Source organism: Myxococcus sp. CA033 (assembly GCF_013336625.1).
Classification (GTDB): Bacteria; Myxococcota; Myxococcia; order Myxococcales; family Myxococcaceae; genus Myxococcus; species Myxococcus llanfairpwllgwyngyllgogerychwyrndrobwllllantysiliogogogochensis.
In genome coordinates this window covers 87,828-113,328 of the sequence record NZ_JABUMU010000002.1, presented here as the reverse complement: position 1 = coordinate 113,328, position 25,501 = coordinate 87,828, and the positions used below count along the sequence as shown (strand labels likewise).

Sequence of the window (25,501 nt, the reverse complement as noted above, 5' to 3'; positions counted from 1 at the left end):
CCTCTTTCGCGAGCGGAGAGCCTCCTTGCACCTTCGAGTCTTCGAGTCCGAGCAGGACGCGGCCGTCGCATGCGCCGCGCGAGTCCGCGAGGCGGTGATGTCTCATCCGTCGCTGGTGCTGGGGCTTCCCACGGGGCGCACGCCGCTCAACGTGTACCGGGAGCTGGTGGCGTTGCATGAGCGCAAGGCGGTGGATTGGTCTCGCGCGCGGACGTTCAACCTGGACGAACTGCTCGGGGTGTCGGCGGAGGACGGTGGCAGCTTTCGCGCGTACATGGACCGGCACTTCTTCCGGAAGGTGAATCTGTCGGAGGAGCGCATCCACTTCCTCGACGGCGCGGCGCCGGACGCGGAGGTCGAGTGCGCGCGCTACGAGGCGGAGCTGGCGGCGGAGGGTGGGCTGGGGTTGGTGCTGCTGGGCATTGGCGCCAACGGGCATCTGGCCTTCAACGAGCCCGCGGAGCAATTGCAGGCGCGCTGTCACCGGACGCGGCTGAGCCGGGAGACGCGGGAGGCCAACGCGATGCTCTTCGGTGATGACTCGAGCCGCGTGCCGCTGGAGGCGCTGACGTTGGGAATGGGAGCGCTCATCCAGTCGCGGCGCGCGATGCTGCTGGCGTTTGGCGAGGGCAAGGCGGAGGCGGTGAAGGCCATGATGGAGGGCCCCGTGACTCCGCGCTGCCCCGCGTCGTTCCTGCAACTGCACCGCGACGTGGAGGTGTGGTTGGACAGGGCCTCGGCGAGCGCCCTGTCGGCGCGGACTCAGTAGCGCGTCGAGTTCGCGTTGCGGACAAGGCGCGGCGACATCAGCTCGCGCAGCTTGCCGAGCAGGGTGAGGAACTCCTCGCGGTCCTCCTGGCCATCCACGGCATCCTCGGCGAGCGAGTGGATGCGCGCGAAGCCGCGGTCATCCGTCGGGGTGGTGCCGCGCAGGAGGTCCGCGGTGCCGGCGACGGCGAGGGCGAAGCGCAGGTCGGAGGAGGCGGTCGACAGGGACTCGCGCACCTGGTGGCGCGGCAGGGTGAAGCGTTGCTCGGCGACCTCGGAGTCGCCGGGCTTCTTGGCGCGCACGCGGACGGTGGCCACGGTGGAGCCTTCTCCAGTGAGGTCCAGTTCGTAGAGCGCGGTGACGGTGTGGCCCGCGCCGATTTCGCCCGCGTCGACGGCGTCCTTGCGGAAGTCGTTGTCGGCGATGGCGCGGTTCTCGTAGCCGAGCAGCCGGTAGCCGCGCACGGCGGTCGGGTCGAACTCCACCTGGATTTTGACGTCCTGGGCGATGACCTCCATGGTGCCGCCGAGCTGCTCCTGGAAGACGCGGCGGGCCTCGCGCTCGGAGTCGATGTAGTAGCAGTTGCCGTTGCCCTTGTTGGCCAGGCGCTCCATCAGGTCATCGCGGTAGTTGCCCATGCCGAAGCCGATGGTGGAGAGGGTGACGCCTTCCTTCACGTAGCGGCTGATGCTCTCCAGCATGGCGTCCGCCGTCTGGTTGCGGCCGAGGTTGGTGTCGCCGTCGGTGAGGACGACGACGCGGGAGACGCGGTTGGCTCCGGCCATGCGGACGGCGTGCTGGTAGGCCAGCTCCAGGCCGCTGCCCATGGCGGTGCCGCCGCCGGAGGAGAGGCCGTCGATGGCGGCTTCGATGACCTTGCGGTCGCGCGCGGGCGTGGTGTCCAGCACGGTGCGCACGTCACCGGCGTAGGTGGAGATGGTGACGGTGTCGGCGGGGTTGAGGCCGGCGACGGCGAGCTTCATCGACGTCTTGGCGAGCTCCAGCCGGTCCTCGCCGTTCATGGAGCCGCTGGTATCCACGAGGAAGACCAGGTGCGTGGGCTTGCGCTGGGCCTTGGCGACGTGGCGGCCCTGGAGGCTCACCTTGAGGATGTGCTGGCTGGGGGCGAAGGGGGAGGGCGCGGCTTCGAGCGCGACGTGGAAGGCGCCCTCGTCGGGCTTGGGCTCGGGGACGCGGTAGCGGAAGTAGTTGACCCATTCCTCCACGCGGACGGTGTCGGCGGAGGGCAGCCGGTCACCCTTCACGGCGCGGCGGAAGAGGGCGTAGGAGGCGGTGTCCACGTCCACGGCGAAGGTGGAGAGCGGGTCGTTCTCGGTGCGGGTATAGGCGTTGGAGGCGAGGCGCTCCTCGCGCTGGCTGGGAGCGGGAGCCTCGGCGTAGGCGCCCGAGTTGAAGTGGCGCATCGGCTTGCGTTGGAGGGAGTCGACAGTGGAGGGCGCGCCGTCGTTGCCGTAGGCGGTGTTCTCTCCGAAGGTGCGCATGCTCTTCCTGTGGGCCACGTCTGGGTTGCCGGCGAGCGCCCCGCAGGTCGCGCCGAAGTACTTGCGGATGTTGTCGCCGAACAGGGTGACCACGCCCACGAAGGCGAGCACGAGGGACAGCAGGGAGTAGAGGACCTTCAAGCGCTTGCTCATGGAGCCTCGGGGCGTGGAGGGAGTCGTCATGCGTGAGCTACTCGTCGCACGAGTGCTTCACGCCGCGCGTCCGTCATTCGCCCGAGGTCGGTCAACGGGAGGAGGTCGGTCATCCGACCGATGCGGCCTCCCCGCACACGTCGGGTTTCAGCTTCGATTCGACTCCTTGGGTGGAAGGCGACTCAGGCGCCACACGTTCCAGGCCTCAAGGGCTGTCGTGGCCGCGACGTAGAGGATCAGGATTCCTATGGTTTTCGCGGCCCACGTCACGCTGAAGAACATCGCGCACAGACACAGGGCCAGAAGGAACAGGGCCAGTCGGCTGCCGCTGCGGACGCGGATTGCGGACTGACGGATGCGGGTGGCTCGCTTCATGGTCGACCCGGGACTCGTTTCAGCGAAAGGGTTCGAACCCAACATGCCGCGCGCAAAGTTGTCGAGTGCTTCGTGGCCACGCGGCGTGTCACGGCGAAGAGGACTCGAAAGACAGGTCGCCATGGTGGCGACCCTTGAGGCCGGTCCCTGTTCAGCCCGGTCGCGTGTTCGCGGTGACGGTGGGCTTCGCTTGCGTCGCGCGAGTCGGCGCTTTCGCGGGAACAGCCTCGCTCTTCGGCTTCGCCTTGGGTGCCACCGGTTTGGCGACGACCGCGGTGCGTGCTGGCGCCGTCACGGGCTTTGCGACGACCTTGGGGCGCACGGGGGCCACGGGCTTCGCCGCCACCCTGGGCCCCGCCTTCTTGCTCACCGGCGCCACGGCGGGCCGCGCGGGAGCCACGGGCTTCGCCACCACGGCCACCACGGGCCGAGCACGCGCCGCGACCACGGGCACTGGACGAGGCGGCGGCTCCGGCGGCCGTGTCCGCACCCAGGCCGTGAGCACCTTGGGTACGTAGTACTCCGTCTCCCCATTCCTCGGCACGCGCCCATCCACCGCGCCAGGCCCCGCGTTGTACGCGGCCACCGCGAGCCTCACGTCGCGAAACCGCCGGAGCTGTTCGGCCAGATATCGCGCGCTCCCATCCAGTGCGGGCTCCGGGTCGAACGGGTCCTCCACCCCCAGCATCACCGCCGTGGTGGGCATCAACTGTCCCGGTCCCATCGCGCCCGCCGGAGAGATGCGGTGCACCCGCCCCTCCGACTCCACCAGCACCAGCGCCTGCAGCAGTCCCGCGGGCAGCCCATGGCGCCGCTCCGCCCGTGCGATGAGCGGCTCCAGCGGCTCGTGCCCATCCAGCACGCACGACGGCCGGTGCGCCACATACGTGCGCAGCGCGTTCACCTTCATCTCCAGGAACGACAGCGACAGCGGCGACACGTGCGTGTCACCCAGCCACGCAATGGCCGTGTTGATGAGGACCACCGGCGTGACAGCCGCCAGCCCCACCCACGCCCACCACGGAATGCTGAAGCCACCCAGGGCCCGCTTGCGCGCCACACTCCACCCTTAAGTGCGCTTGGCTCCCCCGTCCAACTTCCGGCGCCCCTCCCGTGTCCCAGGCGGCACCCGCAGTCCGTCCAGCACCAGCGTCGTGAGCGCGTCCGGCAACTCCAGCGGATTGCCGATGTCCTCCTCACTCAACACCGCCAGCAGCAGCCGCTCCACCGCCCCCACCACCGCGAGCCCGCTCACCGCTGGCCGTATCGGCCGCAACAGCCCATGCGTGTGCGCCTTCTGGGTGATATCCACCGCATGCCGCGACACCTCCCGCGCCAGCTGCGCCACCTTCCGCCGCGCACCCACCGCTGGCCCCCGACTCTCCTGGAGGTACAGCCGCACCACGCCGGGGTACTGCAACAGCGCGCTCGCGATGACGGCAGCCATGGCGCGGTACGCCTCGAACATCGCCTCCACGCCCCGCGCCTTCCCGAGCGCCTGGCCGCACGCCTCCAACCCCGAGAGCAGCTCGCCCCGCACCGGCTCCAAGAGCGCCTCCACGAGCGCCGCCTTGTCGACGAAGTACCGGTAGAACGTCCCCTTGGCCACCCCCGCCGCCTGGGTGATGTCGTCGATGGTCACCGCGTCCAGCCCCCGCTCCACGAAGAGCCGCAACGCCGCGTCCTCCAGCTCCTTCCTCCTCTCCCGCCGCGCCGTCTCCCTCGGGCCCCCCGGCCGCCCCGGCCGCTTGTCCGCCTCCACGCCCCTGGCCTTCGTGCCGTCGCGGCTCACCATCGTGCGCTCCGACTCATTGCGTGATAGAAAAAGAGTGACCAAATAGTCATGATATTGAGGGCGGGGAGTCGGCCGGGCGCCCCGCTGGAGAGCGACGATGATCGGCATCCCTCTGGGCTGGGCGTACTCCAATTTTGGCGAATGGGCGCTGCACAAGTACGTGCTGCATGGCCTGGGTCGACACCGGGGAAGCTTCTGGGGCTTCCACTGGCACGAGCACCACCAGGCGTCCCGCAAGCACGACATGCTGGATGACCAGTACCTGCGCTCGCTGTGGACCTGGTCCGCGCAGACGAAGGAGCTCCTGGGGCTGGCCGCGGTGGCCCTGGCGCACGCGCCGCTGTTCCCGGTAGCCCCCTTCTTCGTGGGCACCGTGTGGGCGTGCGCGGTGAACTACTACCGCGTCCACCGCCGCGCGCACCTGGACCCCCAGTGGGCCCGGGAGCATCTGCCCTGGCACTACGACCACCACCTGGGCTCGGACCAGAACGCGAACTGGTGCGTGACGCACCCGTTCTTCGACAACCTGCTGGGCACGCGGCGCGAGTACCTGGGCGTGCAGCCCTCGGCCTCCACGGTGCCGGTGCCCATGGGCACGGGGGAACGCCTGACGTCCGCGTCCCCCGCGCACCCGTGACGCGGGGTTAGAAGACGAGGTCGAAGTAGTTCGCCTTGGCACGCACGCCCGCGCACGCTTCGATTCTCGCGTTCCAGTCGCGCGTGGGCAGCGAGCCCCGCGCCTCGAAGGTCAGCTCGAGCGCGTCCTCGCGGGCCATGTCCAGCAGGTTCACCGCGCCGCTGCCGGTGAGCCGGATGGACTGCGTGGGCGACGTGTTGGTGCGGCGGTACTCGCCAATGAGGATGCTCTCGCTGGTGCCCGGGCGGACCACGGAGACGCTGGCGCGCTCGATGCCACTCAGGTCCGTGCTGGACGTCACCTCGAAGCCCTTGAGCCGCAGCTCCGTCTCCACGTCGGTGTCCTGGGGAAGCACCTCGTCGAAGTCACCCAGCGGGAACTCCATCGAGTACTCGATGCTGAGGGTGCCGGGGAAGGCCGCCGGGAAGTCGACGTCGGGTTCGGCCTTGCAGATCTCCTCGGCCTCCGCCTCGATGAAGAAGAGCGAGTCGCAGCCGGTGGCGACGAGCGCACAGGTGGAGAGCACCAGGGCGCGGAAGGAATTCGTTCGCATGGTGTGTCTCCAGACTCAGAAGAAATAGAAGAGGAAGCCCACCTTCACGGAGGGGATGGTGGCGCGCACGGTGAGGTTTCGCGCGGTGATGTCCGACTCGTCCGTGGCGTCTTCGATGAGCGCGCTCGCGTCGTCCACGCCCATGCGCACGTAGCTCAGGCCCAGGTGCAGGAAGAAGTTGAACCGGTTGGCGGCGCCGATTTCGAGCCCCACGCTGCCGGCGACGTAGTCGTAGCTGATGTCGCGGATGGCGGACGTCGCCGATGTCGGCGTGGCGCCCAGCCAGTCCACCACGTCGTTGTAGTCGGAGCCGAAGTAGTGCCCGCCCTCCACGTTGATGGAGGGGGAGATGAACGTCTGCATCGGAAGGAGGCTGAGGCCGCCCCGAAACCCCAGGCTCAACGTGTTGGTGGTGGGACCTGCTTGCAGCCGCAGCCAGGGCAGGGGCTTGAAGACCGCGGACACGCCGATGCCGTGGGGCGCGCCCGCATCCACCAGCAGTCCCAGTCGGTAGGGCTCCGCGCCCGCCGTCTCCTGCGCGTGGGCGGCGGCCCCGGTGGCCACCGCCACGAGGCAGGCCAGGGCCGTGCCATGTCGTCGGAGGGATGCCGCACGTCGTCTCGTCGAAGGTGTTGCCATCGTCATGTGCTGTTCCACGAAGGATGTCCGGCCCGGCGAGCATCATTCGGCGGCGAGCGCGGAAACGGAAGTCGCGGGGATGAAAATGATGAGCCCTCACGGCCGAGGCGCGGAAAGCCCTGGGTTCCTGGCGCGAGGATTCTCGGTGGAGCGGAGCGCTGCCGCGTCATGCGGGGCAGGCAGGCGCGAGTCACCCACGCGCGTCGACTTCTTGCTGGAGGGACTCGCACGCGCGGTGAAGGAACGACTAGAGTTCAACTTCCAACAACAGCGGTCCGGGGGGCGAGGATGTCTCACAGCAAGGTCACCGCGCGGAAGCTCACAGCGGGCCTCGGATTGCCCACGGGCGAAGCCCACACCCTGGTCCTCAAGCGTCGCGCGGCCGTCGTGGTGGAGCTGGACGACCTCAACTTCCACTCCGGAAGCGCCGTGCTGCTGCCCGCGCCTCATGCGCGCGAGAACTGGCGCCAGGGCCACACGGGCGGACTGACGTGTGTCATCCGCGCGCTCGAGTATGCGCTGGAGAAGAAGCAGACCCTGCTCGTCGCCGGGCACACCGACAGCGTCGGAGGGGATGGCTCCAACCGCGCCTTGTCGAAGGCCCGCGCGCAGAACGTCCATGACTTCCTGACGGGCGACAAGGCGGGCTGGGCCTCCTCGTGCGCCGAGCACACGGTGCAGGACTACCAGACGGTCCTCACCTGGGTGGCGGACGAGTACGGCTGGAACTGCGACCCGGGTGGCATCGATGGCCAGCACGGCAAGCGCACCACGGCGGCGCTCGAGGCGTTCCGCAAGGCCGTGGAGGCCGCGCACGGCTCGAAGCCGCCGGACTCCCGCGCGCCGGGCGTGGAGGATTGGAAGGCCGTCTTCCAACTCTATGAGACGTATGTCGCGGGCCGCGTGGACCTGAAAGCCGCGCGGGGTGCGCTGAGCTTCGCCACGCCCGCGGTGCTCGGGTGCGGCGAGGACTGGCCCATCGAAGGCCAGGGCCAGGACAACCTTCGCTCCCAGGTCAACCGACGCGTGGAGCTGGTCTTCTTCGAGGAGCCGCCGCCGGACTTCTCGCGCCAGAGTCCTCCGGGCGCGCAACTCTACGGGGCCCAGGGCGGCTACCAGCGCAGCTATCTGCCCATCACCCCGCGCCACACCTTCTTCTTCTCTGTCTGAGGCGGCCGTCCTGCCTTCAGCTCGCGTGGAGCCATCATGCCCGTTCCGGAAGTCCTGAGACTCTACGGACGTACCGATGTGTTGACCGCGGTGGGAGACCAGCAGCCGCCCACCAGCACTCCGGCCTGGAACGCGGCGACGCGCCACCGGAACGTCACGCGGACCATCACCCTGCACTACACCCACGGCTGGGTGGCGGGGAACTGGCAGGCGCCCGCCACGGACTGGTACGGCGCCACCTTCAACATCGACCTGGATGGGACGCTGTTCCAGTGCGAGGAGATGATTGTCCGCACCAACCACGTGGGCGGTGCGCCCGACTTCTCCGGGCAGTACAGCTTCGTCAACCTCACGTCCATCGGCGTGGAGCTGGCGCGCTTCGGCAAGATTCAGCAGGGCCCCGCGCTCTACAGCGTCAATGGCTATCCCGGCATCGACTTCCAGACCGTGACGACCTTCCCGGACGAGTGTAATTACAGCACCCATCCGGGCTCGAAGACGGGCGGCACGCGCCGGTACAAGCTGGGCAAAATCAATGGCGGGACGGTGCTCCAGAGCACCAGCGCCAGCCGCTCCTACTACTACATCAAGGTCGCGACGTTCGACGACGAGCGCAATGACAACCGCGCCACGTACCCGCTGGACGTGCTCTTCACCGAGGAGCAGTACCAGACGCTGGTGAAGTGGGCGAAGTGCATGTGCGAGATGAATCGCATTCCCAAGGCCTTCCTGCTGCATCCGGCCACCGGCGTCGAGCAACCCTGGATTGACGTTCAGGACCTCATCGAGCTCAACACGCCCGCGGTGCTCCAGAACAAGGAGCGGGTGCGCTCCTTCCAGGGAATCATCGGGCACAACAACATCCAGGCGGACCGCTCGGACCCGGGCGCGTCCATGGACTTCTACCGGCTCAAGCGCGGCGTCAGCGACGAGTGGTGGTACCCCGTCAACCTGGACGACACGACGCGGGCGCTGAACTACCTCGAGACGGCGCGCTCCGCCGACTACATCGCGATGACGGCGTACAACGTCGCAAGCCGTCGCGTGGATTACTTCACCGAATGCGAGGGCACGGGCGGCGGCTACTTCCCGGTGGGCCTCAATCGCTTGTGGCACGGCGGCATCCACCTCCCCTCGGGGGAGAACGCGCGGCCCGTCTATGCCATGGCCAACGGCCGCATCGTCGCCGCGCGGGTCGTCAACGGGCTGGTGCAGGGAGTCGAGCCTCGCTACAGCCGCTGCTTCGTGCTCGTGCGTCATGAAGTACACGTGCGCGAGGACGCGAACCGCGAGGGGGAAATCGACTACGGGGCGGACTCCACGGAGACCGTCTACTCCCTCTACATGCACCTGCGACCGCAGGTGATTGCGCGCAGCGACGCGGGGGTGGCGGTGGTCGACTACGCGGCGCATCCGGACTGGCTCAATCACTACTTCATCGACCATCCGACGGACCAGGCGCCCGACAACGGCGACATCTTCTATCCCGACCAGACCGTGCTGCTCAGTGACCTGGTAGGCCACTCGGGCACGTACATCACCGGGATGGATGCCACCGGGCCCGTGTATGGGCCCACGGTGCATGTGGAGGTCTTCACCACCGCGGACGTGTCCCGGTTCGCCGACAGCCCGTGGGTGGATGCGGCCAACCGGATGGAGGACACCACGGAGGACCTGGTCTGTGACTTGCCCGCGCTGGATGACTGGCTCCAGGGACGGGGTTATCCGCCCATCACCCAGGTCGATGTCCGCACGGCGGTGAGCGACTTGCGCCAGGTGGCCGTGCGCTTCCGCAGCGAGTGGAGCCTGCAGACGCGTGAGCAGCTCACGCAGACCATCGTCGTGGGGCAGCCGGCCGTCGAGGTGGCGCTGACGCAGGCGCTCACCAACGAGCAGTGGGAGGCGAACATCCGGCCCCTGTGCTTCCACACGGACATGCAGGGCGTCGCCACCGAGGCTGTCATCGGGCCCTTCCTGGGCGACTCGCATGTCTGGCACCTGCACCCGCTCGTGTTCATGCAGTGGATGAACGAGCGTGTCGCGCGGCACGAGCAGATTCTCCGCTCCCAGGACAAGACGCGTGGACAGGTGACGAGCACCATCGCCGTGGAGAACGGGTACGTGGTGCGCTTCGTGAACCCCGTCCCCTCCGTGGCGCCGCCCCAGGGGTACGCGGAGGTCCGGTGGAACGACAACCTCTACGAAGTCACGGTGGACCGGCTCTGTGATTTGACGGCGCTGGCCGCGGCGCCGCAGCAGACGACGCGCTTCCGGATGCGCCTGCTGGATGCCCTGGAGATGATCAACGACCGCCAGCACGGCGTCACGGTGCTGCTGAGCCATGTGGCGGTGGAGGTCAACGCGCTGAGCGCTCGGGCGGGCCGGCACCTCGCGGGGAACGCGGTGGATGTCCGCCCTGGTAACGGCACCACGGTGGCGGCCTGGTACGAGTTCATCCAGACGGTGCGGCGCGTGGTGACGTATCTGAACAACCGCGAGGGCGTGGGCTCGGTGGAGATGGAGATGTTGCAGGACGCCGACGGTGCGACCCGACCCCAGGTGGATGCGACGGCCAACAGCCTGGAATGGCTGACGCGGCTGCTCGCGGCGACGGCCGCCACGGATGCGCAGTTGACGGCCGTCACGCCCGAGTTCGCGACGCTCCAGGCGGAGCTGGGGCAGATGCGGCTCCACCTGCACGCGCCTTGAGGTCGGTGACAAGATGGTCCCCATGAGCGCGAGCCAGGAACGACAACGCCCCGAGTGGGGGCCGTCACGGCGGGTGGTTCCGTGCCGGCGGCCCGGCGCAATCCCGAGTCGCTCTGGAGTCGAGGGAGGTCGTCCATGGGGCGTCGGGTGAGTGTGGTTTCGCGAGGGGCGGGTCGTCTGTGGGCGGGCATGGCGTTGCGTCTGGCGCTGGGGTGGATGGTGGCGGTGTTGCCGCTGCTGACCGGTGCCTGTCGGCAGGCGGTCGCCGCGGAATCGTCCTCGACGACGCCAGGGCTTCAGCAGCGGACCTCGGTGGCGACGCCTGGCACCGCGCCGTCCACGTCGGCGCCAGTGGTTCAGCCGCGAACCGTGGGGACGTCGCTTGCCGGCGCGACCACGGGTGCGGTGCCTTCACAAACCGGGGGGACCTCATCCTCCGCCCCGTCCTCTCCATCCCCAGCGGGCCCGGCGCTGCTCGGTGTGAACCCCGCGCAGGCCCTCCAGGACACGGAGTCGGCGCTGCAGCCCGTGCGCGCGGCTGTCGGACGCAAGGACTTCATTGCGGCGGCACGGGATATCGAAGCGCTCCTCCAGGCGGACCTGCCGCGCTTTGTCTCCCTCTGGGCGACGGACCCGGGGCTCGCGCCGCTGCGTGACAGCGAGCCGGGACGGGCGTTGGCCGCGCGGCTGCCTCGGCTCGAGGCTTCCTGGCGGACCGCGCTGACACAGGGCCTTCCCGTGGTGTGGTGGAAGCCCGCGGCGCCACGGAGCGAGGAGGGCGACGACTCGGGAGCGTTCACGACGCCGCCTCCCGCGGTGCTCCGTGCGGGCGTCTATCTGCCCAAGCAGGGCCGCTTCGTGCCGGCGGGACCGCTGGAGCCCGGCGCCATCACCGCGCGCCTGTCGACCGACCGCGCGAGTGTGCTGCTGGTCCGAGGGGCACTGGGGTTGGGCCTGACGTCGATGCTCACGGACCTGGAGGTAAGCGTCCGTGATGCCGTCACAGGGAGCCCGATGACTCCCGTGCGGAGCCCCACTCCGGACTATCGCGGCCCCCAGGCGCTCCAGTGGAGCGAAGTCCGAGGCAAGTGGGCCTTCCGCGTCCAGAACGGTGACCAGACCAATCCCACACAACCCCAGTTCAGTGGGTGGCGTGACGTGGCCACTGAGAGCGGTCATCGCAATCGTTCCGTGTCGGCCCAGGGTGAACTGGTCTCCGAGGGCTCGGTGCTCATCGGGTTCCCCGACGGCTGGATGAGGGACGGGGGGAAACTCGTCGAGCAGTCGACGCAGCGGAGCATCCCGCACGACACCGTGCCCGCGAAGCACCCTTTCCTCCAGGCGGTGACGGTGGGTGATGCGGTCTGGGTGTCGTCCGTGGAGTCCTGGTGCGATGCCTCGACGCCGGAGCCGACGAGCATCCTGCGCCATGTCGTGGAACGCGTCGCTCGCGACAACAAGCGCGTGCGCATCCACGAAGGGTCGGGCGGCGCCTCGCTGATGTCGCTGCCGGATGGTGGCCTCATCATCCAGGTCGACAAGGAGGCGCGGCTGGTGCCCGCGAATGTGACGACGTGGAAGGCCGCGACGGCCTTGCCGGAAGGCGTGCTCCTGACCACGCCGCTCCAGCCCAAGGTCTGTCACGCGCTCTGACGCCGTCCGCCTGTGTCGGGAGGCAGAAGTCGGCTCAGGGGGCCGGAGGCTCCCGCCATAGGGGCAGGGTGATGCGGCTTCCACCGAGCCAGGTGATGTCGAGCGGAACCTTCGCGTCGGCGATGGACTCGCTGCTGACGTCCTTGCCGGTGCCGTAGTTGACCTGTGACTGCGCCTGCTTGTTGATGGCGAGCACGATGACGACCTGGCTCCCCGCTTCGAGCTTGCGGCTGGTCATCCTGCCGCTCTGGAACGTCAGGCGCTGGGGCTTGCCCGGCGTGAGCAGTCGTCGCTGGGCGCGGTCCGCGACGTAGCTGGCACGCGCCAGCACGTACGACAGGTAGAAGTACTCACCCCCCTTGGTGCGCTCGAAGAGCACCACGTTGAAGTCGAAGTCCTTCTTGTTGGTGATGAAGTCGAGCTGCCCTGAGAACAGGCCGCTGACCTCCACGGGCGCATCGAGCGGCTCGCTGACGAAGGTGAAACCGTTGCGCGCGTCCACGGTGGTGTCGACGATGCGCGCGGGCTCGGAGTGTCTTCCCTCCGAGCGGTCCTTCAGGTCCACACGCTGACGGAGCACCGTTCCCGGCGCGGGCGGCTTGAGGGCCAGCCGGTGCGCGTCACCCGAGGGCGCGGGGTCCAGGTACAGCTCCAGCGAGGCATTGCTCAAGGCCTGGAGACCCGGCGCGTGCTTCCACGTGTTCGTGCCCATCACCTGGTGGTTGATGCGGTCCTTGAGCAGCTCAGGCCGGGGCCCCTTGCGCAGCACGTGGTTCAACCACTGGTAGCGCAGCTCCATCACGTCGAGCCGGGCGACGGGGTCGATGCGGTAGCCCATCAGCTCATCGCTGGAGACGCGCTGCGCGCCGACATGGTCATACGGCCCGATGACGAACGTGTGGTTCGCGTCCTTCGCGTACTTGAGGTGCTCGGTGAGGTAATACATCGCGCTCAGCGAGCAGCCGTCGTAGTAGCCCGTGGTGGTGAGGACAGGGATGCGGATGCGCGCGAACTCCTCGCGATACGGAATCATCTTCCGCCAGTAGCCGTCGTAGCCCGGGTGCTTCAGCCAGCGCTGGTAGAAGGGATTGGGACGGCCATCCAGCCGCTCCAGCGCGCGGTAGGGCTCGCCACTCGCGAACCAGCGCTCGTCGAGCGCGTCCCACCGCGCGCCATCGAAGTAGTCCGCGTCCGCCAGCCCCTTGTCGAGCGTGACGTAGCGCGGCCACTTGTAGAAGAAGCTCTGGAAGACGTTGCCCTGCATCGGCACATCGATGCCCGGCGCGACCGGGACCGACGGCATGATGGTCTTCAGCGCCGGGTGCCCGTGCTTCGCCGCCGCCCACTGGGTGAAGCCTTCATAACTGCCGCCGAACATGCCGACCTGACCATCGCTCCACGGCTGACGGCTCACCCAGTCGATGACGGCGGTGGCGTCGGCGCCGTCGTGCTCGAAGGGCACGGGGGCCTGGGGACTGCCTCGCTTGCCGCGCGTGTTCGCCGTCACGCCCGCGAAGCCATTCGCCGCCGAGCGCACGGCCTCGCGAACGTTGTCGTCCTGGGCGTAGATGGTGAAGGACATCGCCGTGGGCAACGGCCCTGACGCCTTCCGGGGCCGCGCCACGATGACGGACACCGAGGCGCCATCCGGCGTGCGCACCAGGAGGTCGCGCTCGATGACGTAGCGACGCGCGTCGTCCTCGGTCCACAGGGCGTCGGCCTGGGGGAGCAGCTCCTGGAAGGACTGGTGCACCTGGTACAGCCGCACCAGCTCCAGGGCCTGGGCCAGCGAGACGCGGCCTGACTTCCGCGCGTCCTCGACCCCGGCCTCCAGCTCTCTCCGCGCGCGCTCCAGGTCGAACCGGAACATGCCCGTGGCCTGGAAGGCCGCCCGGTCATCCAAGGCGCCGAACGTCTGTTGGAAGGCCGTGCTCAGCGCCTGTGCATACGGCGTCCCGTGGGTCGCCTGTTCGAGCTTCGCCCGCGCGTGGGCCTCGTATTGAAGGAAGGTGATGCCCTTCACGGGCGACTTCACCTCGCGCAAGGGCCGCAGGGCTCGAATGGACTCGAGCGCGCCCGCGAAGTCTCCCGCTACGAGCTGGAGTCGGAACACGTGTCCCAGGCGCGTGTCAGCGTCCTGCTCCGGGTACTGCGCCAGCACCTGCCTCGCGAGGGCGGGCATGGCCTGGGCCAGGACGTCGGGGGCCGCGGAGGTGGGAGCGGCGAAGTCGCGAGGCTGGGCCTGGGCGACGGTGACGAGGAGGAGGAGGGGAAGACAGAACAGTCGGGGCATGGAGGCTCGGCGAAGGGTCGTGAAGATAACGCTCCCGCCCCGCCTCCTGGTGGCCCCGCATGCGTGGATTTCTTCACGGACATGAGCGTCCACCGGGGCCTCTCACGGTGGAGGTGTGCGGGGAGCCCACCCGTTCGGTTCACGAGTTCGCGTTGGCTGTGTGTTCCGTCCGACGAAGCGCGTGCCATGGGCGAGGGCGTGTTGGGACCGCGACGGCGGCTCCATCCTTCGGACCAGTTACCGTTCCCCGCAGCCGATGCGACCTTGCGAGCCCGGACGTCACTGGCGATGCAGGAAGCTGAGCGCCGGCCCAGGGCCTTCGGGGGGGACCGGATGATCGACGAAGTCGATCTGCGATTGAAGTCGTGGGCAGGCCGCATCTCCGGCGACGCACCCGTGTACCTGGGCGTGCCGGACCGCGACGCCGTCGAGCGCGGCGTGTGCCTGTACCTCTTGGAGCTGGGGCCCGCGCCTCCCGCGAGAGGCGGACGCCGCGTGCCGCTCCAGATTTCCGTCTGCTACCTCGTCACCGTGGGCGCCGAGTCGCCTGAACTCGCCCACCGGCTGCTCGGGGAGCTGGTCTTCGCGGCCATGGAGGAAGCCGAGTTCGAGGTGGACCTCACCCCCGTGCCCGCCAGTGTCTGGGCGGGGCTGCGCATCCCCCCGCGTCCCGGCTTCCGGCTGCGCCTGCCCGTGCGACGCGAGCGTCCGCAACCCGTGGTCCACCGGGTGCGCTTCCCCATCGTCACCCAGGCGGTGCCCGCCGAGGCGCTGCTGGGCTGTGTCGTCGGTCCCGGTGACGTGCCCATTCCGGGTGCGCTGGTGGAATTGCCCGGGCTGAGCCTGGCCACGCGCACGGACGACAAGGGCTGCTTTCGTTTTCCCCGCGTGCCGCCAGTGGCCACGCTGGGGCGGCTGGAGGTGCGAGCGAAGGGGGAGTTGCTCGCGCTGGGTCCGGAGGCGCTCGCCTCCGAGCCCCAACCGCTGCTCATCCGCTTGCCGCTGAAGGAGGACTGACGTGCCGAACTACCTGACGCCCGGCGTCTATGTGGAGGAGGTTCCCAGTGGGACACGCTCCATCCAGGGCGTGGGCACCACCACCGCGGCCTTCGTTGGCCGGGCGCCCGCCAGGGATGCTCGGCTCCATGAGGCGGTGCCCGTCAATGGCTGGGCGCAGTTCGTGAAGGAGTTCGCGCCCCCCGGCTCTCCGGGCACCTCCCTGGCCCGCGCCGTGTACGGCTTCTTCGAGAACGGCGGCCGGCGCTGCTTCATCGTCAACATCGGCGACAGCGAGAGCGTCATCGGCGACGCGCGCAAGCGTCAGGGCGTGGCGGTGCTCGAAGAGGTCAGCGAGGTGGCCATGGTGGCCGCGCCCGGCTTCACGGACGCGGCGGCCTGGGACGCGCTCTTGTCCCACTGCGAGAAGATGCGGGACCGCATCGCCATCCTGGACGCGCCCGAGGACGTGGAGGAGGTGGAGCGGCTCACCAAGGTCTCCACCGGCGCGGAAGGCCCCGGCCTGCGCTGCCGCTTCTCCGACCAGGGCTACGGCGCCTTCTACTACCCGTGGTTCTCCACGCCGGACCCGCTCGGCGACGGCAAGGCCATGGTCAACGTGCCGCCCTCCGGGCACATCGCTGGCATCTACGCGCGCACGGACGTCACGCGAGGCGTGCACAAGGCCCCCGCCAATGAGGTGGTGCGCGGCGCCATGCGGCTGGTGCGCGACGTGACGCCCGAGGAGCAGGGCGAGCTCAACCAGGTGGGCGTCAACTGCATCCGCTACTTCCCGCGCGGCGGCATCCGCGTGTGGGGCGCGCGCACGGTGGCGGACGCCGCCAGCGAGTGGCGCTACGTCAACGTGCGCCGGCTCTTCAACTTCGTGGAGGAGTCCATCGCGCTGGGCACCAACTGGACGGTGTTCGAGCCGAATGACCCCACGCTGTGGAAGTCCATCCACCGCGACGTGAGCGCCTTCCTGCTGCGTCTGTGGCGCGACGGCGCGCTGATGGGACGCACCAAGGAAGAGGCGTTCTTCGTGCAGTGCGACGAACAGACGAACACGCAGGAGACCATCGACGCCGGCCAGGTCATCGCGGTCATCGGTCTGGCGCCGGTGAAGCCGGCGGAGTTCATCATCTTCCGCATCGGCCAGCACGCGGGCGGGGCGGAAGTGGAGGAGGTGTCGAATGGCTGAGGCCAAGGCCCCCGAGGCAGCCCCCCCGGAGCAGGAAGCGGGCGCCCAGCCCGGCGCGCTCGCGGACCCGTTCCGTGCGTACAACTTCAAGCTGCTCATCGACGGAGTGAACGAGGGACACTTCACCCAGTGCACCGGGCTGGAGGTCGAAGTCACCGCGCTGCACTACCGCGAGGGCGGAGCGGGCCCGGTGACGCGCAGGCTGGCGGGGCCCGTCACGCACGGCGACATGACGCTGCGCTACGGCGTCACCGTGTCACCCGAGCTGTGGAACTGGTTCCTCGCGTCGATGAACGGCGTGCCCCAGCGCAAGAACGTGTCGGTCCTGCTCCTGGACATGGATGGGGTGACGGAGAAGCTGCGCTGGAACCTCAATGAGGCGTGGCCGAAGAAGTGGCGGGCGGCGCCGCTGGATGCGCTCGGCCAGCAGATCGCCATCGACTCACTCACCCTCGTCTTCGAGTCCATCACCCGTGGCTGAGCCCACGCGCAGACCCGTGCCCGGCGCGTGGCTGCGTGCCGTCGCTCGGAAGATGAAGGCGTGGGCGGAGTCCGTGCTCTCCGAGGAGGAGAGCGACTTCGCCGCGGCGCTCGCCCAGGCGCGCGTGTCGCTGGACGCCCCACGTGCCGACGCGAGCCCGGACGGCGCCGAGGTTGCCCGTGTCCCCGCCGCGCCCGCCACCGTGACGGCGCCCGCGGTGGGGCTGGGGGCTCCGGAGCACTGGCTCCGCGATATCCAGGCGCGGCGCACCGGGGGGCCTCCCGCCGACTGGGTGGCCCGGGTGCGGAAGGTCGCGCCCCATCTCGTCGAGGGGCTTCCGGAAGCGGAGGCACCGCTGCCGGTGAGTGACGCCCACCTCTCGTTCCGCGCGCGGATGTTGCTCTCGGCATCGTCGAGCGCCGCGCCTTCCTCCGCGAGTGCTCCGTCATTGGCTCCTCCGCCCAGACGCGACGCCGCGCGTCCGTCAGCCGGCCCTGAGCGGGTCTCGCACCGTCCCGCCGCGCAAGCGCCCTCGGAGAAGGGGCCCTCCGCGTCGGCGCGCGGTGAAGGGGGCTCCGAGACGCCCGGGCGGCAGGGGCCCGTGGGTGTTCCTCGCGAGGCGCCTCGACACGCCTCGAAGGTGTCGCCCCTGTCGATGCCGAATCCCTTCGCTGCGCCATCGCCTCCGACGCCCGTTCCCATGGACGCGGGGCGGCTCCTGGCCGAGGTGGCCATCACCCCCACCCCGTCGTTGATGCATGGAGGGCCGGCCTTCGCCAACCCGGTGATGGTGGCCTCCACCCCCGCGTCGCCTTCGGAGGTGTGCGTGCCGCCCCTGCGGGAAGAGGACCGCGAGCGGAACCTGTGCGCTTCGGGATATCCCCAAGGCATCTCCGCGTCCCAGGCGCTGGGGCTGCAAGGCGTCCCCGTGAAGGCGGCGCCCCCGGCGCCTCGGCGCGCAACGCCCCGGTTCACCGGCGAGCCGTGGGGGCCACGTCGACGTCAGGCCGAACTCCAGGAGGAGGCGCGCCCGGCGGTGCAGCGGGACGTGTCGCTGGAGCGCACACCCCCGTTCGCTCCCTGCACCTGGACGGAGGCAGAGGAGGACGGGAGGCGCGGCGCGAGCGCACGGGAGCAGGAGGAGGCTTCGACGGCGCGCTTCGCCACCCCCGTGAGGGAGGAGCCACCGGGTGCGCCCGAGGAATCGGCCACGGCCGACGCGGCTTCCTGGCCGGAGCTTCCGTCCGCCCTGGCCCCGGAGTCTCCGGACGTCGCCCAGGAGCTCCGGCTCTGGACGCGGCTGCGCCGGCTCGAGCGCGAGCAGCGGGGTGAGTGATGGAGCGCGTGGCCTTCCTCATCGAGCCCGGCGGTGAGCGCATCGGGTGTCTGCTCAACCCGGAGACGCTCGTCGTGCGTCGAGAGGCGGGGCTGCGCCCGAGGCGCGCGCTGGGAGGCTCGCTGCCGTGGGGTGGGCCCGGAGACGACCCGCTGCTCTTCACCGGTGGCGGCACCACCGAGATGACGTTGGACCTGCTCTTCGATGTCTCGCTCTCCGGCTCCACCCTGGAGACGGAGGACGTGCGGGAGCTCACCGAGCCTTTGTGGCGCCTGGCGGAGAACGGCCTGCGAGAGGACGGCGGCATGCGCCCCTCGCTGGCGCGCATGGTGTGGGGCAAGCGGCTCAACTTCCTGGGCGTGGTGGCCGCCGTCGCGGAGCGACTGGAGCACTTCACGGCGACGGGGGCGCCGCGTCGCTCGTGGCTGCGCCTGCGCCTGGTGCGCGTGGAGGACGAGACGGGCCTCAGGGAGCCGGTGGAGCGTGGCGAGCCGCCAGACGCGGACGCCGTGGAAGCCGCCCTGACGCCTGAGGACTACGAGGCCCACACGGTGCTCGGGGCCGAAGAGGGGGACGACGGCACGCCGGCCTCCGGGCAGCGCCTGGATGAAATCGCGCACCAGCGCTACGGCGACCCGTCGATGTGGCGCCTCATCGCCGCGCTCAACGGCATCTCAGACCCCTCGCGCATTCCCGCCGGACAGGTGCTGCGCCTGCCCACGCCCGAAGCGCTCCGGAGGGTGATGTGAGCCAGTTGCGAGGGCTGCCCGAGCTGCGCATCGAGGTGGACGGCGCGCCGCTGCCGACGGGGGATTTGCGCTCGCTCTCGTCCATCCAGGTGTCGCAGCGACTGGCGCTGCCCACGCAGTGCGAGCTGACCTTCACCGACCCGCGCGGCGTCCTGGCGACCTCCGGTCTTCCTCCGGGGACCTCGCTGCGCGTCGCGGCCTCGTCGTCGCTGGAGGACCTCTTCCTGGGGGAGGTGACGGCCGTCGAGTTCTCGCATGCGCGAGGAGGCGCGCGAGAGGTGCGGGTGCGCGGCTATGACGTCCTGCACCGCCTGCGCAAACGGCAGCCGGTGCGCGCGCACGTCCAGGTGACGCTGGAGGACCTGGCGAAAGAGCTCGTCTCTGGACTGGGGCTCTCCGTGAAGGCCGCGTCGTCCGGGCCGCTGTGGCGCTACCTCATCCAGCATGGCCAGTCAGATTTGGAGCTGCTGGTGGAGTACGCGGACCGCTGCGGGCTGTTCCCCATCCTCCACGGCGACACGTTGCGACTGGTGACGCTGGAGGGTGAGGGCACGCCCGTGTCGCTGCGGTTGGGCGAGTCGCTGCTGGAGGCCTCCATCGAGGTCAATGGCGACGCGGCCTGTCGCGAGGTGTCCGCCGAGGGTTGGGACGTGCTGCGCGCGGAGGCCCACGCGGGTCGCGCGGACGTGCCCCGGGTGGGACGGGACGTGGAGGCGGGAGTCTCGCCGGAGCGCGTGGGTGGCGAGTCGCGTCGCTCGTTGGTGGATGAGGCGGCGGAGGGCATCCCCCACGTCGAGTCCGCGGCGCAGGCGGAGCTGGACCACCGAGGCGCGCGCGAGGTGGTGCTCACCGGCCTTGCCGAGGGCGACGCGAGGCTGCGGCCCGGCGCGCGCGTGGACGTGGCGGGCGTGGCCTCGCTGGTGGCGGGGCGCTACGTGCTCACCAGCGTCACGCACCGCATCGACGCCAGACAGGGCTTCGTCTCGGAGCTGTCCTCCGAGCCTCCCGCACGAAGGCCCCGGGCGCGGGCGTCCGCGGTGACGCTGGGCGTGGTGAGCCGGGTGGATGACCCGGATGGGCGGGGCCGCGTGCGGGCGACGCTGCCTTCATATGGGGGCGTGGAGACGGACTGGATGCAGGTGCTGGCGGCGGGCGGCGGCTCCGGCAAGGGGCTGATGCTGCTGCCGGACGTGGGGGACACGGTGCTGCTCGCGCTGGGTGGAGAGGACCCGGCGCGGGGCGTGGTGGTGGGAGGGTTGTATGGCGGCGGGGGGCCTCCGGACGCGGGCGTCGAGGGCGGCTCGGTGCGGCGCTACACGCTGCTGACCACGGGTGGGCACCGGCTGAAGCTGGACGACGAGAGCCGCACGCTGCGCCTGGAGGATGGCACCGGCAGCTACCTGGAGCTGTCACCGAAGGGGGTGCGGTTGCACTCGAAGGTGGCGATGGAACTCGAGGCGCCGGGCCAGGACGTGGTCATCCGTGGACGGTCCATTGACTTCCGGAGAGGCTGAATGCGGCTGCTGACCGTGGACGCGCTGGTGGTGTGTGCCCATGAGCTGGGGCGGGTGGGGCTCGTGAACTCGCAGCCCTGGGTGACGGTGGAGCGCCGGCCGCTGCTCGTGCGCGCGGACCCGGAGGGGCGTCCCATCGGCGGGTGTCCCAACATCGGCCCCACCATCAAGCCCTGCACCACCACGTTGAAGGTGCAGCAGGGGTACTCCACGCTGGTCACCATCGACGGCAAGCCCGTGTGCCTGGACACGCTGACGGGGCTGACGGACGGCACGCCGCCCGGCATCGTGAAGTACAAGGTCAACGCGCCCGGCCAGATGCTGGTGACGGAGGAGCGATGAGCGCCCCCCGCTTCCGCACCTGGCGCTTCGCGCACCCGGACTTCGAGATGGCGGAGAAGTCCGGCCTGCGCGTGGCGCCGACAGGCCGCGTGGAGATGGTGGAGGAGCACGCCGCCATCCGTCAGGCCGTGCTGCTCCTGCTCACCACGGTGCCCGGCGAGCGCGTCATGCGCCCGGACTACGGCTGTGAGTTGCACAAGCTGCTCTTCGCCAACAACGACGACACCACCGCGGGGCTCGCCATCCACTACGTGCGCCGCGCCCTGGACCGCTGGGAGCCGCGCATCCAGGTGCTTCACCTGGACGCCACCCGGAGCGCGGAGGACGGCTTCCGACTGGACGTGTCCGTCGAGTACCGCGTGCGCTCCACCGGCCGCACGGAGCGGCTGGCCTATCCCTATTCGCTCGCGGGAGGCCCGACATGACGTCGCTGCCGACACCCCGGCTCGACGACCGGAGCTTCTCCCAGCTCGTGGAGCAGGCGCGCTCACGCATCCTCGCCCTGTGTCCGGAGTGGACGGACCTCACGCCGCACGACCCGGGCATGGTGCTGGTGGAGGTGTTCTCTCACCTCACCGAGACGATGCTCTACCGGCTCAACCGGCTGCCGGAGAAGGCCTACGTGGAGTTCCTCCGGCTGCTCGGCGTGCGCCTCCAGCCGCCCGCCGCCGCGTCGGTGCGCCTGCGCTTCTCGCTGGCCCGCGCCTCCGAGCGACCGACGGAGATTCCTCGCAACACGCCCGTCACCCTGTCGCGCGCCGGCGCGGGCGTGGAGCCCGTCGTGTTCCACACGGCGGACGCGGTGACGATTGCGCCAGGGGACACGCAGGTGGAGGTGCTCGCGTATCACTGCGACCCGGTGGACGGGGAGCTGGTGGGCGTGGGCACGGGCCTGCCGGGCCTCACCGTGCAGGCGAAGCGTCCCCCCATCGTCGCGCCCACCGGGGACTCGCTGGACCTCGTCGTGGGAGTGGAGGCGGGGCCCGGGGAATTGGATGCGCGCGCGCCGGCCCGCCGCCATGACGGCCGCACCTACCGCATCTGGCGCGAGGTGGAGAACTTCGCGGCGCTGGACTCGAACGAGCCCGCGTACGTGGCGGACCGGATGACGGGCACCATCACCTTCGCGTCCTCGGTGCGCCTGGCCAACGAGACGGGGGCGCTGGACGAGCCGCGCACGCTGGCGGCGGTGCCGGGAGTAGGGCGGGAGATTCGCCTCTGGTACCGGCGCGGTGGAGGCGCCGCGGGCAACGTGGCGGCGGGCACGCTGGAGGTGCTCAAGGCGCCCATCCCAGGCTTGAAGGTCACCAACCCCCGGCCCGCGACGGGCGGCCGCGTGGCGGAGACGCTGGAGAACGCGCTCCTGCGCGGGCCCCAGGAGCTGCACTCGCTGCGGCGCGCCGTCACCGCGGGAGACTTCGAACTCTTGGCGCTGCGCAGCTCCGGCGCGGTGGCGCGCGCCAAGGCCGTCACCCTGGCGCAGTTGTGGTCCCACGCCCCCGCGGGCACGGTGGAGGTGTTGCTGGTGCCGCACCTGCCGCCGGAGGTGCGAGGCGCGTCGGGTGAGGGAATCACGGAGGCGGCGCTGCGCGAGCACGAGACGGAGGAGGCCCGCGCGCGCATCCACGCGGAGCTGGACCTGCGCCGTCCGCTGGGCACCTCCTGCCATGTGGAGTGGGCGCGCTACAAGACGGTGCGGGTGCAGGCGCGCGTGGTGGCGCACCGCGAGGAGGACACGGCTGCGCTGCGCGCGCGGCTCACCGAGCGGCTCCATCAGGTGCTCACGCCACTGCCCTCGGGACTCCAGCCGGAGGGGTGGCGCTTCGGCCAGGCGCTGCGCGCTTCGCATGTCTACGACGCGCTCCTGGCGGAGCCGGGCGTCAGCTACCTCGACAAGGTGCGGCTGCTGGTGGACGAGGTGCCCCGCGAGGTGCGCACCCTGGCCGCCGACAGCTTCCAGCCGGGCACCTTCTACGCGGGCGGCGGCGAGACGCTGTTCCGCACGGTCAACGACGCGGACGGCTGGGAGCGGGCGGGCCTGTTCCCCGGCGAGGACGTGGACGCGGTGGAGGCGCATCCCCAGCGCGCGGGCCTCGTCGCCGTGTGCGCGCGGCTGGCCGCGGACTCGAAGCGCTCCCGCATCCACCTGTCCTACGACTGCGGCGAGACGTGGGACGACACCACGCACACGCTGGACGCGGTGGAGGACCTGACGTGGGCGGAGCGCGACGGTGTGCCGGTGCTGCTCCTGGCCACGCGCGTGGGCCTGTTCGAGCTGGTGTCGCGTCCGGGCGCCACGCCCATCCAGGTGCTGGTGGACCCCGCCAATCAGGACCTGGGCTTCTACGCGGTGGCCGCGACGACGGACGTGCGCGGCGCGGTGAATGTCGCGGTGGCGGCCATGGGCACTCGGGGCGTCTTCCTGTCGAGCGGCGGTGGACGCGGAGGCACCTTCCGTCCCATCGGCCCCAAGGGCCAGGACGTGCGTGTGCTGGAGGTCCAGAAGGACGGGCCTCGCTCCTTCCTCTGGGCGGGCCTCGCCGCGGCCAGTGGCGCGGACCCGGGCAGGGGCGCGCTGTGCTGGGAGTTGATGGGCAGCGCGGACCCTCCGGACGGCTGGCGTCCGTTCGACAGGAACTGGGATGGCGGCAGTTGTCTGGCGCTCGCGTTCAGCGGCTCCACCGTGTACGCGGGCAGCCACCGCGTGGGTGTGTTGTGGGTGGACTCGAGTCGCCCCGGTGCCTCCTGGCGGCGTCCCGACGTGGGCTGTGGCCTGCCGCTGCGCGAGGCGGAGCGCCTGTTCCAGCCCGTGTCCGCGTTGGCGTCCTCGCCCACGGGCGCCCCGGTGCTCGCGGGAGGACCGGACGGCGTCTTCCGTCGCCCCCGAGGCAGCGAGCGCTATGAGCCCGTCTCCACGCGCGAGTTCACCGAGAAGGTGACGCTGCCGCCCACGTGGCTCCTCAGCTCCGGCGCGCACACGCTGGAAGTGGTGACGGACGATGCGGAGCCCTGACATCCAGCGGCTGTTGCCGGGCGTCTTCCAGCGCACCGTGCTGCCGGGCTCTCCGCTCACCGCGCTGCTGGCGGTGATGGACGCGCTGCACGCGCCCAGCGAGGACGTGCTCGCCGGGCTGGAGTCCCACTTCGACCCGCGCCGGGCGCCGGACCGCTTCGTGCCCTTCCTGGCGCGTTGGGTGGGCATGGACCTGCCCGTGTCCACGGGCCTGGGACGGCTGCGAGAGCTGGTGGCGCAGGCGGTGGAGATATCGCGCTGGCGCGGCACCGCGCGCGGCCTGCGGTTGTTCCTCACCACGGCCACCGGCCGCACCGACTTCCAGGTGGACGACGCGGTGCCCGGCGAGGACGGCAGGCCGCGGCCCTTTCACGTCCTGGTGCTCGCGCCCTCGGCGGTGTCCTCCCACCGGCTGCTGCTGGAGCGAATCATCGAGCGGGAAAAGCCCGCATACGTCACCTATGAGCTGCGTTTCGCGCAGCCGCCTCAAGGAGCCAGTTGATGCCCCGCGCCTTTGACATCACCGCCGTGACGGACACCGTCCGTCTGAATGCGACGGGACAAGGGGAGGTGGCCTACACGGTGTCCAACGCGCTGCGTGCCCCCGTCCGAGCCCGGGCCTCCATCGTCCCGGGCCCCGGCGCGAAGGCGGAGTGGGCCACCATCTCCGGAGGCGACGAGCGGGACTTCGCGCCGGACGGCACGCAGCAGCTCAGCGTGCAGCTTCGCGTCCCACCGGGAACACCGCCGGGACGCTTCACCTTCCACCTGCTCGTGGTGGACGTGACGAACCCGGACGAGCGCTACGCGGAAGGGCCCGCCACGGCCTTTGAAGTCGTGGCCGCGCCGCCGCCCAAGAAGCCCTTCCCCTGGATGTGGGTCGCGCTGGCGGCGGGCGTCATCCTCATCCTCGGGACGGTGATTGGCATCATCTCGTCGAGTGGGGGCGCCGAGCTGGGCCAGCCCTGCCCGGAGGGAGACTGTGACAAGGGGCTTACGTGTACGGACCCGGATGGCGGCTCGTGCCTGGTGTCCGCGGGCGAGGCGTGTGACGGCGGCGCGATGTGCTCCACCGGCTTCTGCAACAGGAGGGGCGAGTGCCAGCTGGCACTGGGGCAGACGTGCGCGAGTCAGCGCGACTGCCCGGGGCCGCTGAAGTGCACGGAGGTGCCCGGCTCGCGGCTGTGCCTGCTGGAGTCCCTGCAGGACTGCGAGCGCGACAGTGACTGCTCCAGCTTCTACTGCCGCGCCGACGGGAAATGCAGCCGGGACGACGGGCGCTGCGAAAGCAACGCCGACTGTCGCCAGCCGGCGCAGTGTGGCCCCACGAAGCTCTGCCAGCTCGCGGATGGACAGCCCTGCCGGTCCAACGAGGTCTGCCTCTCCGGCTTCTGCGCGGGGACGTGTCAGGTCGCCCCGCTGGGCTTCCAATGCCCGGGCCCGTGCCCCGACTTCACTGTCTGCAGCAATGGCCAGTGCGTCAACGTCCGGGCGACGGTGCTCAACCAGGAGATGCTCCAGGTCTCCCCCCGCAAGTCGGAAATCATGGAGCAGATGCAGGAGCAGCAGCGTCTGCAACTGGAGATGCGTCGGCGGGAAGAGGGCATCATCCGGTAGCGCC

At 70.3% G+C, this 25,501-nt stretch carries 23 protein-coding genes; 16 read left to right on the top strand and 7 right to left on the bottom strand.

The window, feature by feature from the left end; translation table 11 throughout:
• Positions 1–25 precede the first annotated feature (25 nt).
• Complete coding sequence (locus HUA78_RS06525) at positions 26–769, top strand: glucosamine-6-phosphate deaminase (RefSeq protein WP_174467975.1); 744 nt, start codon at positions 26–28, stop codon at positions 767–769.
• On the opposite strand, the gene HUA78_RS06520 is transcribed toward HUA78_RS06525, so the two are convergent.
• The 4 genes from HUA78_RS06520 to HUA78_RS06505 all read right to left on the bottom strand — a co-directional run bounded on the left by HUA78_RS06520 (position 763) and on the right by HUA78_RS06505 (position 4,594).
• Complete coding sequence (locus HUA78_RS06520; RefSeq protein WP_254623593.1) at positions 763–2,454, bottom strand: von Willebrand factor type A domain-containing protein; 1,692 nt, start codon at positions 2,452–2,454, stop codon at positions 763–765. The genes HUA78_RS06525 and HUA78_RS06520 overlap by 7 nt on opposite strands.
• Positions 2,455–2,571: 117 nt before the next feature.
• Positions 2,572–2,799 (bottom strand): hypothetical protein, encoded by a 228-nt coding sequence (locus HUA78_RS06515; protein ID WP_174467976.1) that lies wholly within the window; start codon positions 2,797–2,799, stop codon positions 2,572–2,574.
• 151 nt (positions 2,800–2,950) lie between these two features.
• Entirely contained in the window at positions 2,951–3,859 is a 909-nt protein-coding gene (locus HUA78_RS06510) for a transglycosylase SLT domain-containing protein (RefSeq protein WP_174467977.1), read from the bottom strand.
• Positions 3,860–3,868: 9 nt separating this feature from the next.
• Positions 3,869–4,594 carry a TetR/AcrR family transcriptional regulator gene (locus HUA78_RS06505; RefSeq protein WP_174461069.1) on the bottom strand — a complete coding sequence of 242 codons (726 nt, stop codon included), beginning with the start codon at positions 4,592–4,594 and terminating at the stop codon, positions 3,869–3,871.
• Positions 4,595–4,691: 97 nt separating this feature from the next.
• Here HUA78_RS06505 and HUA78_RS06500 point away from each other — a divergent pair, with 97 nt between their 5' ends.
• On the top strand, positions 4,692–5,231 hold the full coding sequence (locus tag HUA78_RS06500; protein WP_141645038.1) for a hypothetical protein: 540 nt from the start codon (positions 4,692–4,694) through the stop codon (positions 5,229–5,231).
• 7 nt (positions 5,232–5,238) lie between these two features.
• On the opposite strand, the gene HUA78_RS06495 is transcribed toward HUA78_RS06500, so the two are convergent.
• A complete protein-coding gene (locus tag HUA78_RS06495) occupies positions 5,239–5,784 on the bottom strand; it encodes a hypothetical protein (protein WP_141645039.1) in 546 nt (181 codons plus the stop codon).
• A 15-nt stretch (positions 5,785–5,799) separates the two neighbouring features.
• Positions 5,800–6,429, bottom strand: coding sequence for a hypothetical protein (locus tag HUA78_RS06490; RefSeq protein WP_174461070.1), 630 nt, complete (start codon positions 6,427–6,429; stop codon positions 5,800–5,802).
• A gap of 282 nt (positions 6,430–6,711) precedes the next feature.
• On the opposite strand from HUA78_RS06490, the gene HUA78_RS06485 reads away from it, so the two are divergent.
• The 3 genes from HUA78_RS06485 (at position 6,712) to HUA78_RS06475 (ending at position 11,955) form a co-directional block, all read left to right on the top strand.
• The gene (locus HUA78_RS06485; RefSeq protein ID WP_174461071.1) at positions 6,712–7,593 is read left to right on the top strand and encodes an OmpA family protein; all 882 of its coding nucleotides are present in this window, start codon (positions 6,712–6,714) and stop codon (positions 7,591–7,593) included.
• Between the two features lie 36 nt (positions 7,594–7,629).
• Positions 7,630–10,302: an N-acetylmuramoyl-L-alanine amidase gene (locus tag HUA78_RS06480; protein WP_174475888.1), complete on the top strand. Its 2,673-nt coding sequence runs from the start codon at positions 7,630–7,632 to the stop codon at positions 10,300–10,302.
• A gap of 189 nt (positions 10,303–10,491) precedes the next feature.
• Entirely contained in the window at positions 10,492–11,955 is a 1,464-nt protein-coding gene (locus HUA78_RS06475; protein ID WP_174475887.1) for a hypothetical protein, read from the top strand.
• 34 nt (positions 11,956–11,989) lie between these two features.
• Here the strand turns inward: HUA78_RS06475 and HUA78_RS06470 are convergent, their stop codons facing one another.
• Positions 11,990–14,248, bottom strand: a complete 2,259-nt coding sequence (locus HUA78_RS06470; RefSeq protein ID WP_174475886.1) for a CocE/NonD family hydrolase — start codon at positions 14,246–14,248, stop codon at positions 11,990–11,992.
• A gap of 333 nt (positions 14,249–14,581) precedes the next feature.
• Between HUA78_RS06470 and HUA78_RS06465 the strand changes: the two genes are divergently transcribed.
• Genes HUA78_RS06465 through HUA78_RS06415 form a run of 11 tightly spaced genes read left to right on the top strand, consistent with a single transcriptional unit; the run spans position 14,582 to position 25,497 of the window.
• Complete coding sequence (locus HUA78_RS06465) at positions 14,582–15,265, top strand: carboxypeptidase-like regulatory domain-containing protein (RefSeq protein ID WP_141645050.1); 684 nt, start codon at positions 14,582–14,584, stop codon at positions 15,263–15,265.
• 1 nt (position 15,266) lies between these two features.
• Positions 15,267–16,445 carry a phage tail sheath family protein gene (locus HUA78_RS06460; protein ID WP_141645051.1) on the top strand — a complete coding sequence of 393 codons (1,179 nt, stop codon included), beginning with the start codon at positions 15,267–15,269 and terminating at the stop codon, positions 16,443–16,445.
• The gene (locus tag HUA78_RS06455; RefSeq protein WP_141645052.1) at positions 16,438–16,926 is read left to right on the top strand and encodes a phage tail protein; all 489 of its coding nucleotides are present in this window, start codon (positions 16,438–16,440) and stop codon (positions 16,924–16,926) included. Before HUA78_RS06460 ends, HUA78_RS06455 begins: the two co-directional genes overlap by 8 nt.
• The gene (locus HUA78_RS06450) at positions 16,919–18,262 is read left to right on the top strand and encodes a hypothetical protein (protein WP_174475885.1); all 1,344 of its coding nucleotides are present in this window, start codon (positions 16,919–16,921) and stop codon (positions 18,260–18,262) included. The genes HUA78_RS06455 and HUA78_RS06450 overlap by 8 nt, the downstream gene beginning before the upstream one ends.
• On the top strand, positions 18,262–19,011 hold the full coding sequence (locus tag HUA78_RS06445; RefSeq protein WP_174467776.1) for a LysM peptidoglycan-binding domain-containing protein: 750 nt from the start codon (positions 18,262–18,264) through the stop codon (positions 19,009–19,011). Before HUA78_RS06450 ends, HUA78_RS06445 begins: the two co-directional genes overlap by 1 nt.
• The gene (locus tag HUA78_RS47445) at positions 19,008–20,525 is read left to right on the top strand and encodes a phage baseplate assembly protein V (protein WP_174475884.1); all 1,518 of its coding nucleotides are present in this window, start codon (positions 19,008–19,010) and stop codon (positions 20,523–20,525) included. Before HUA78_RS06445 ends, HUA78_RS47445 begins: the two co-directional genes overlap by 4 nt.
• Positions 20,526–20,867, top strand: a complete 342-nt coding sequence (locus tag HUA78_RS06435) for a hypothetical protein (RefSeq protein WP_141649479.1) — start codon at positions 20,526–20,528, stop codon at positions 20,865–20,867.
• A complete protein-coding gene (locus HUA78_RS06430) occupies positions 20,864–21,292 on the top strand; it encodes a GPW/gp25 family protein (RefSeq protein ID WP_141649480.1) in 429 nt (142 codons plus the stop codon). The genes HUA78_RS06435 and HUA78_RS06430 overlap by 4 nt, the downstream gene beginning before the upstream one ends.
• Positions 21,289–23,880: a putative baseplate assembly protein gene (locus HUA78_RS06425; protein ID WP_174475883.1), complete on the top strand. Its 2,592-nt coding sequence runs from the start codon at positions 21,289–21,291 to the stop codon at positions 23,878–23,880. The genes HUA78_RS06430 and HUA78_RS06425 overlap by 4 nt, the downstream gene beginning before the upstream one ends.
• On the top strand, positions 23,867–24,382 hold the full coding sequence (locus HUA78_RS06420) for a phage tail protein (RefSeq protein WP_174457928.1): 516 nt from the start codon (positions 23,867–23,869) through the stop codon (positions 24,380–24,382). Before HUA78_RS06425 ends, HUA78_RS06420 begins: the two co-directional genes overlap by 14 nt.
• A complete protein-coding gene (locus HUA78_RS06415) occupies positions 24,382–25,497 on the top strand; it encodes a hypothetical protein (protein ID WP_174475882.1) in 1,116 nt (371 codons plus the stop codon). The genes HUA78_RS06420 and HUA78_RS06415 overlap by 1 nt, the downstream gene beginning before the upstream one ends.
• Positions 25,498–25,501 lie beyond the last annotated feature (4 nt).

Bases quoted from the DNA above. Each gene is read 5' to 3' on its own strand.
- HUA78_RS06480 (WP_174475888.1), top strand. From the start codon at position 7,630: ATGCCCGTTCCGGAAGTCCTGAGACTCTACGGACGTACCGATGTGTTG.
- HUA78_RS06495 (WP_141645039.1), bottom strand. From the start codon at position 5,784: ATGCGAACGAATTCCTTCCGCGCCCTGGTGCTCTCCACCTGTGCGCTC.
- HUA78_RS06490 (WP_174461070.1), bottom strand. From the start codon at position 6,429: ATGACGATGGCAACACCTTCGACGAGACGACGTGCGGCATCCCTCCGA.
- HUA78_RS06485 (WP_174461071.1), top strand. From the start codon at position 6,712: ATGTCTCACAGCAAGGTCACCGCGCGGAAGCTCACAGCGGGCCTCGGA.
- HUA78_RS06505 (WP_174461069.1), bottom strand. From the start codon at position 4,594: ATGGTGAGCCGCGACGGCACGAAGGCCAGGGGCGTGGAGGCGGACAAG.
- HUA78_RS06445 (WP_174467776.1), top strand. From the start codon at position 18,262: ATGGAGCGCGTGGCCTTCCTCATCGAGCCCGGCGGTGAGCGCATCGGG.
- HUA78_RS06470 (WP_174475886.1), bottom strand. From the start codon at position 14,248: ATGCCCCGACTGTTCTGTCTTCCCCTCCTCCTCCTCGTCACCGTCGCC.
- HUA78_RS06430 (WP_141649480.1), top strand. From the start codon at position 20,864: ATGAGCGCCCCCCGCTTCCGCACCTGGCGCTTCGCGCACCCGGACTTC.
- HUA78_RS06455 (WP_141645052.1), top strand. From the start codon at position 16,438: ATGGCTGAGGCCAAGGCCCCCGAGGCAGCCCCCCCGGAGCAGGAAGCG.
- HUA78_RS06465 (WP_141645050.1), top strand. From the start codon at position 14,582: ATGATCGACGAAGTCGATCTGCGATTGAAGTCGTGGGCAGGCCGCATC.
- HUA78_RS06435 (WP_141649479.1), top strand. From the start codon at position 20,526: ATGCGGCTGCTGACCGTGGACGCGCTGGTGGTGTGTGCCCATGAGCTG.
- HUA78_RS06415 (WP_174475882.1), top strand. From the start codon at position 24,382: ATGCCCCGCGCCTTTGACATCACCGCCGTGACGGACACCGTCCGTCTG.
- HUA78_RS06520 (WP_254623593.1), bottom strand. From the start codon at position 2,454: ATGACGACTCCCTCCACGCCCCGAGGCTCCATGAGCAAGCGCTTGAAG.
- HUA78_RS06420 (WP_174457928.1), top strand. From the start codon at position 23,867: ATGCGGAGCCCTGACATCCAGCGGCTGTTGCCGGGCGTCTTCCAGCGC.
- HUA78_RS06475 (WP_174475887.1), top strand. From the start codon at position 10,492: ATGGCGTTGCGTCTGGCGCTGGGGTGGATGGTGGCGGTGTTGCCGCTG.
- HUA78_RS06500 (WP_141645038.1), top strand. From the start codon at position 4,692: ATGATCGGCATCCCTCTGGGCTGGGCGTACTCCAATTTTGGCGAATGG.
- HUA78_RS06425 (WP_174475883.1), top strand. From the start codon at position 21,289: ATGACGTCGCTGCCGACACCCCGGCTCGACGACCGGAGCTTCTCCCAG.
- HUA78_RS06515 (WP_174467976.1), bottom strand. From the start codon at position 2,799: ATGAAGCGAGCCACCCGCATCCGTCAGTCCGCAATCCGCGTCCGCAGC.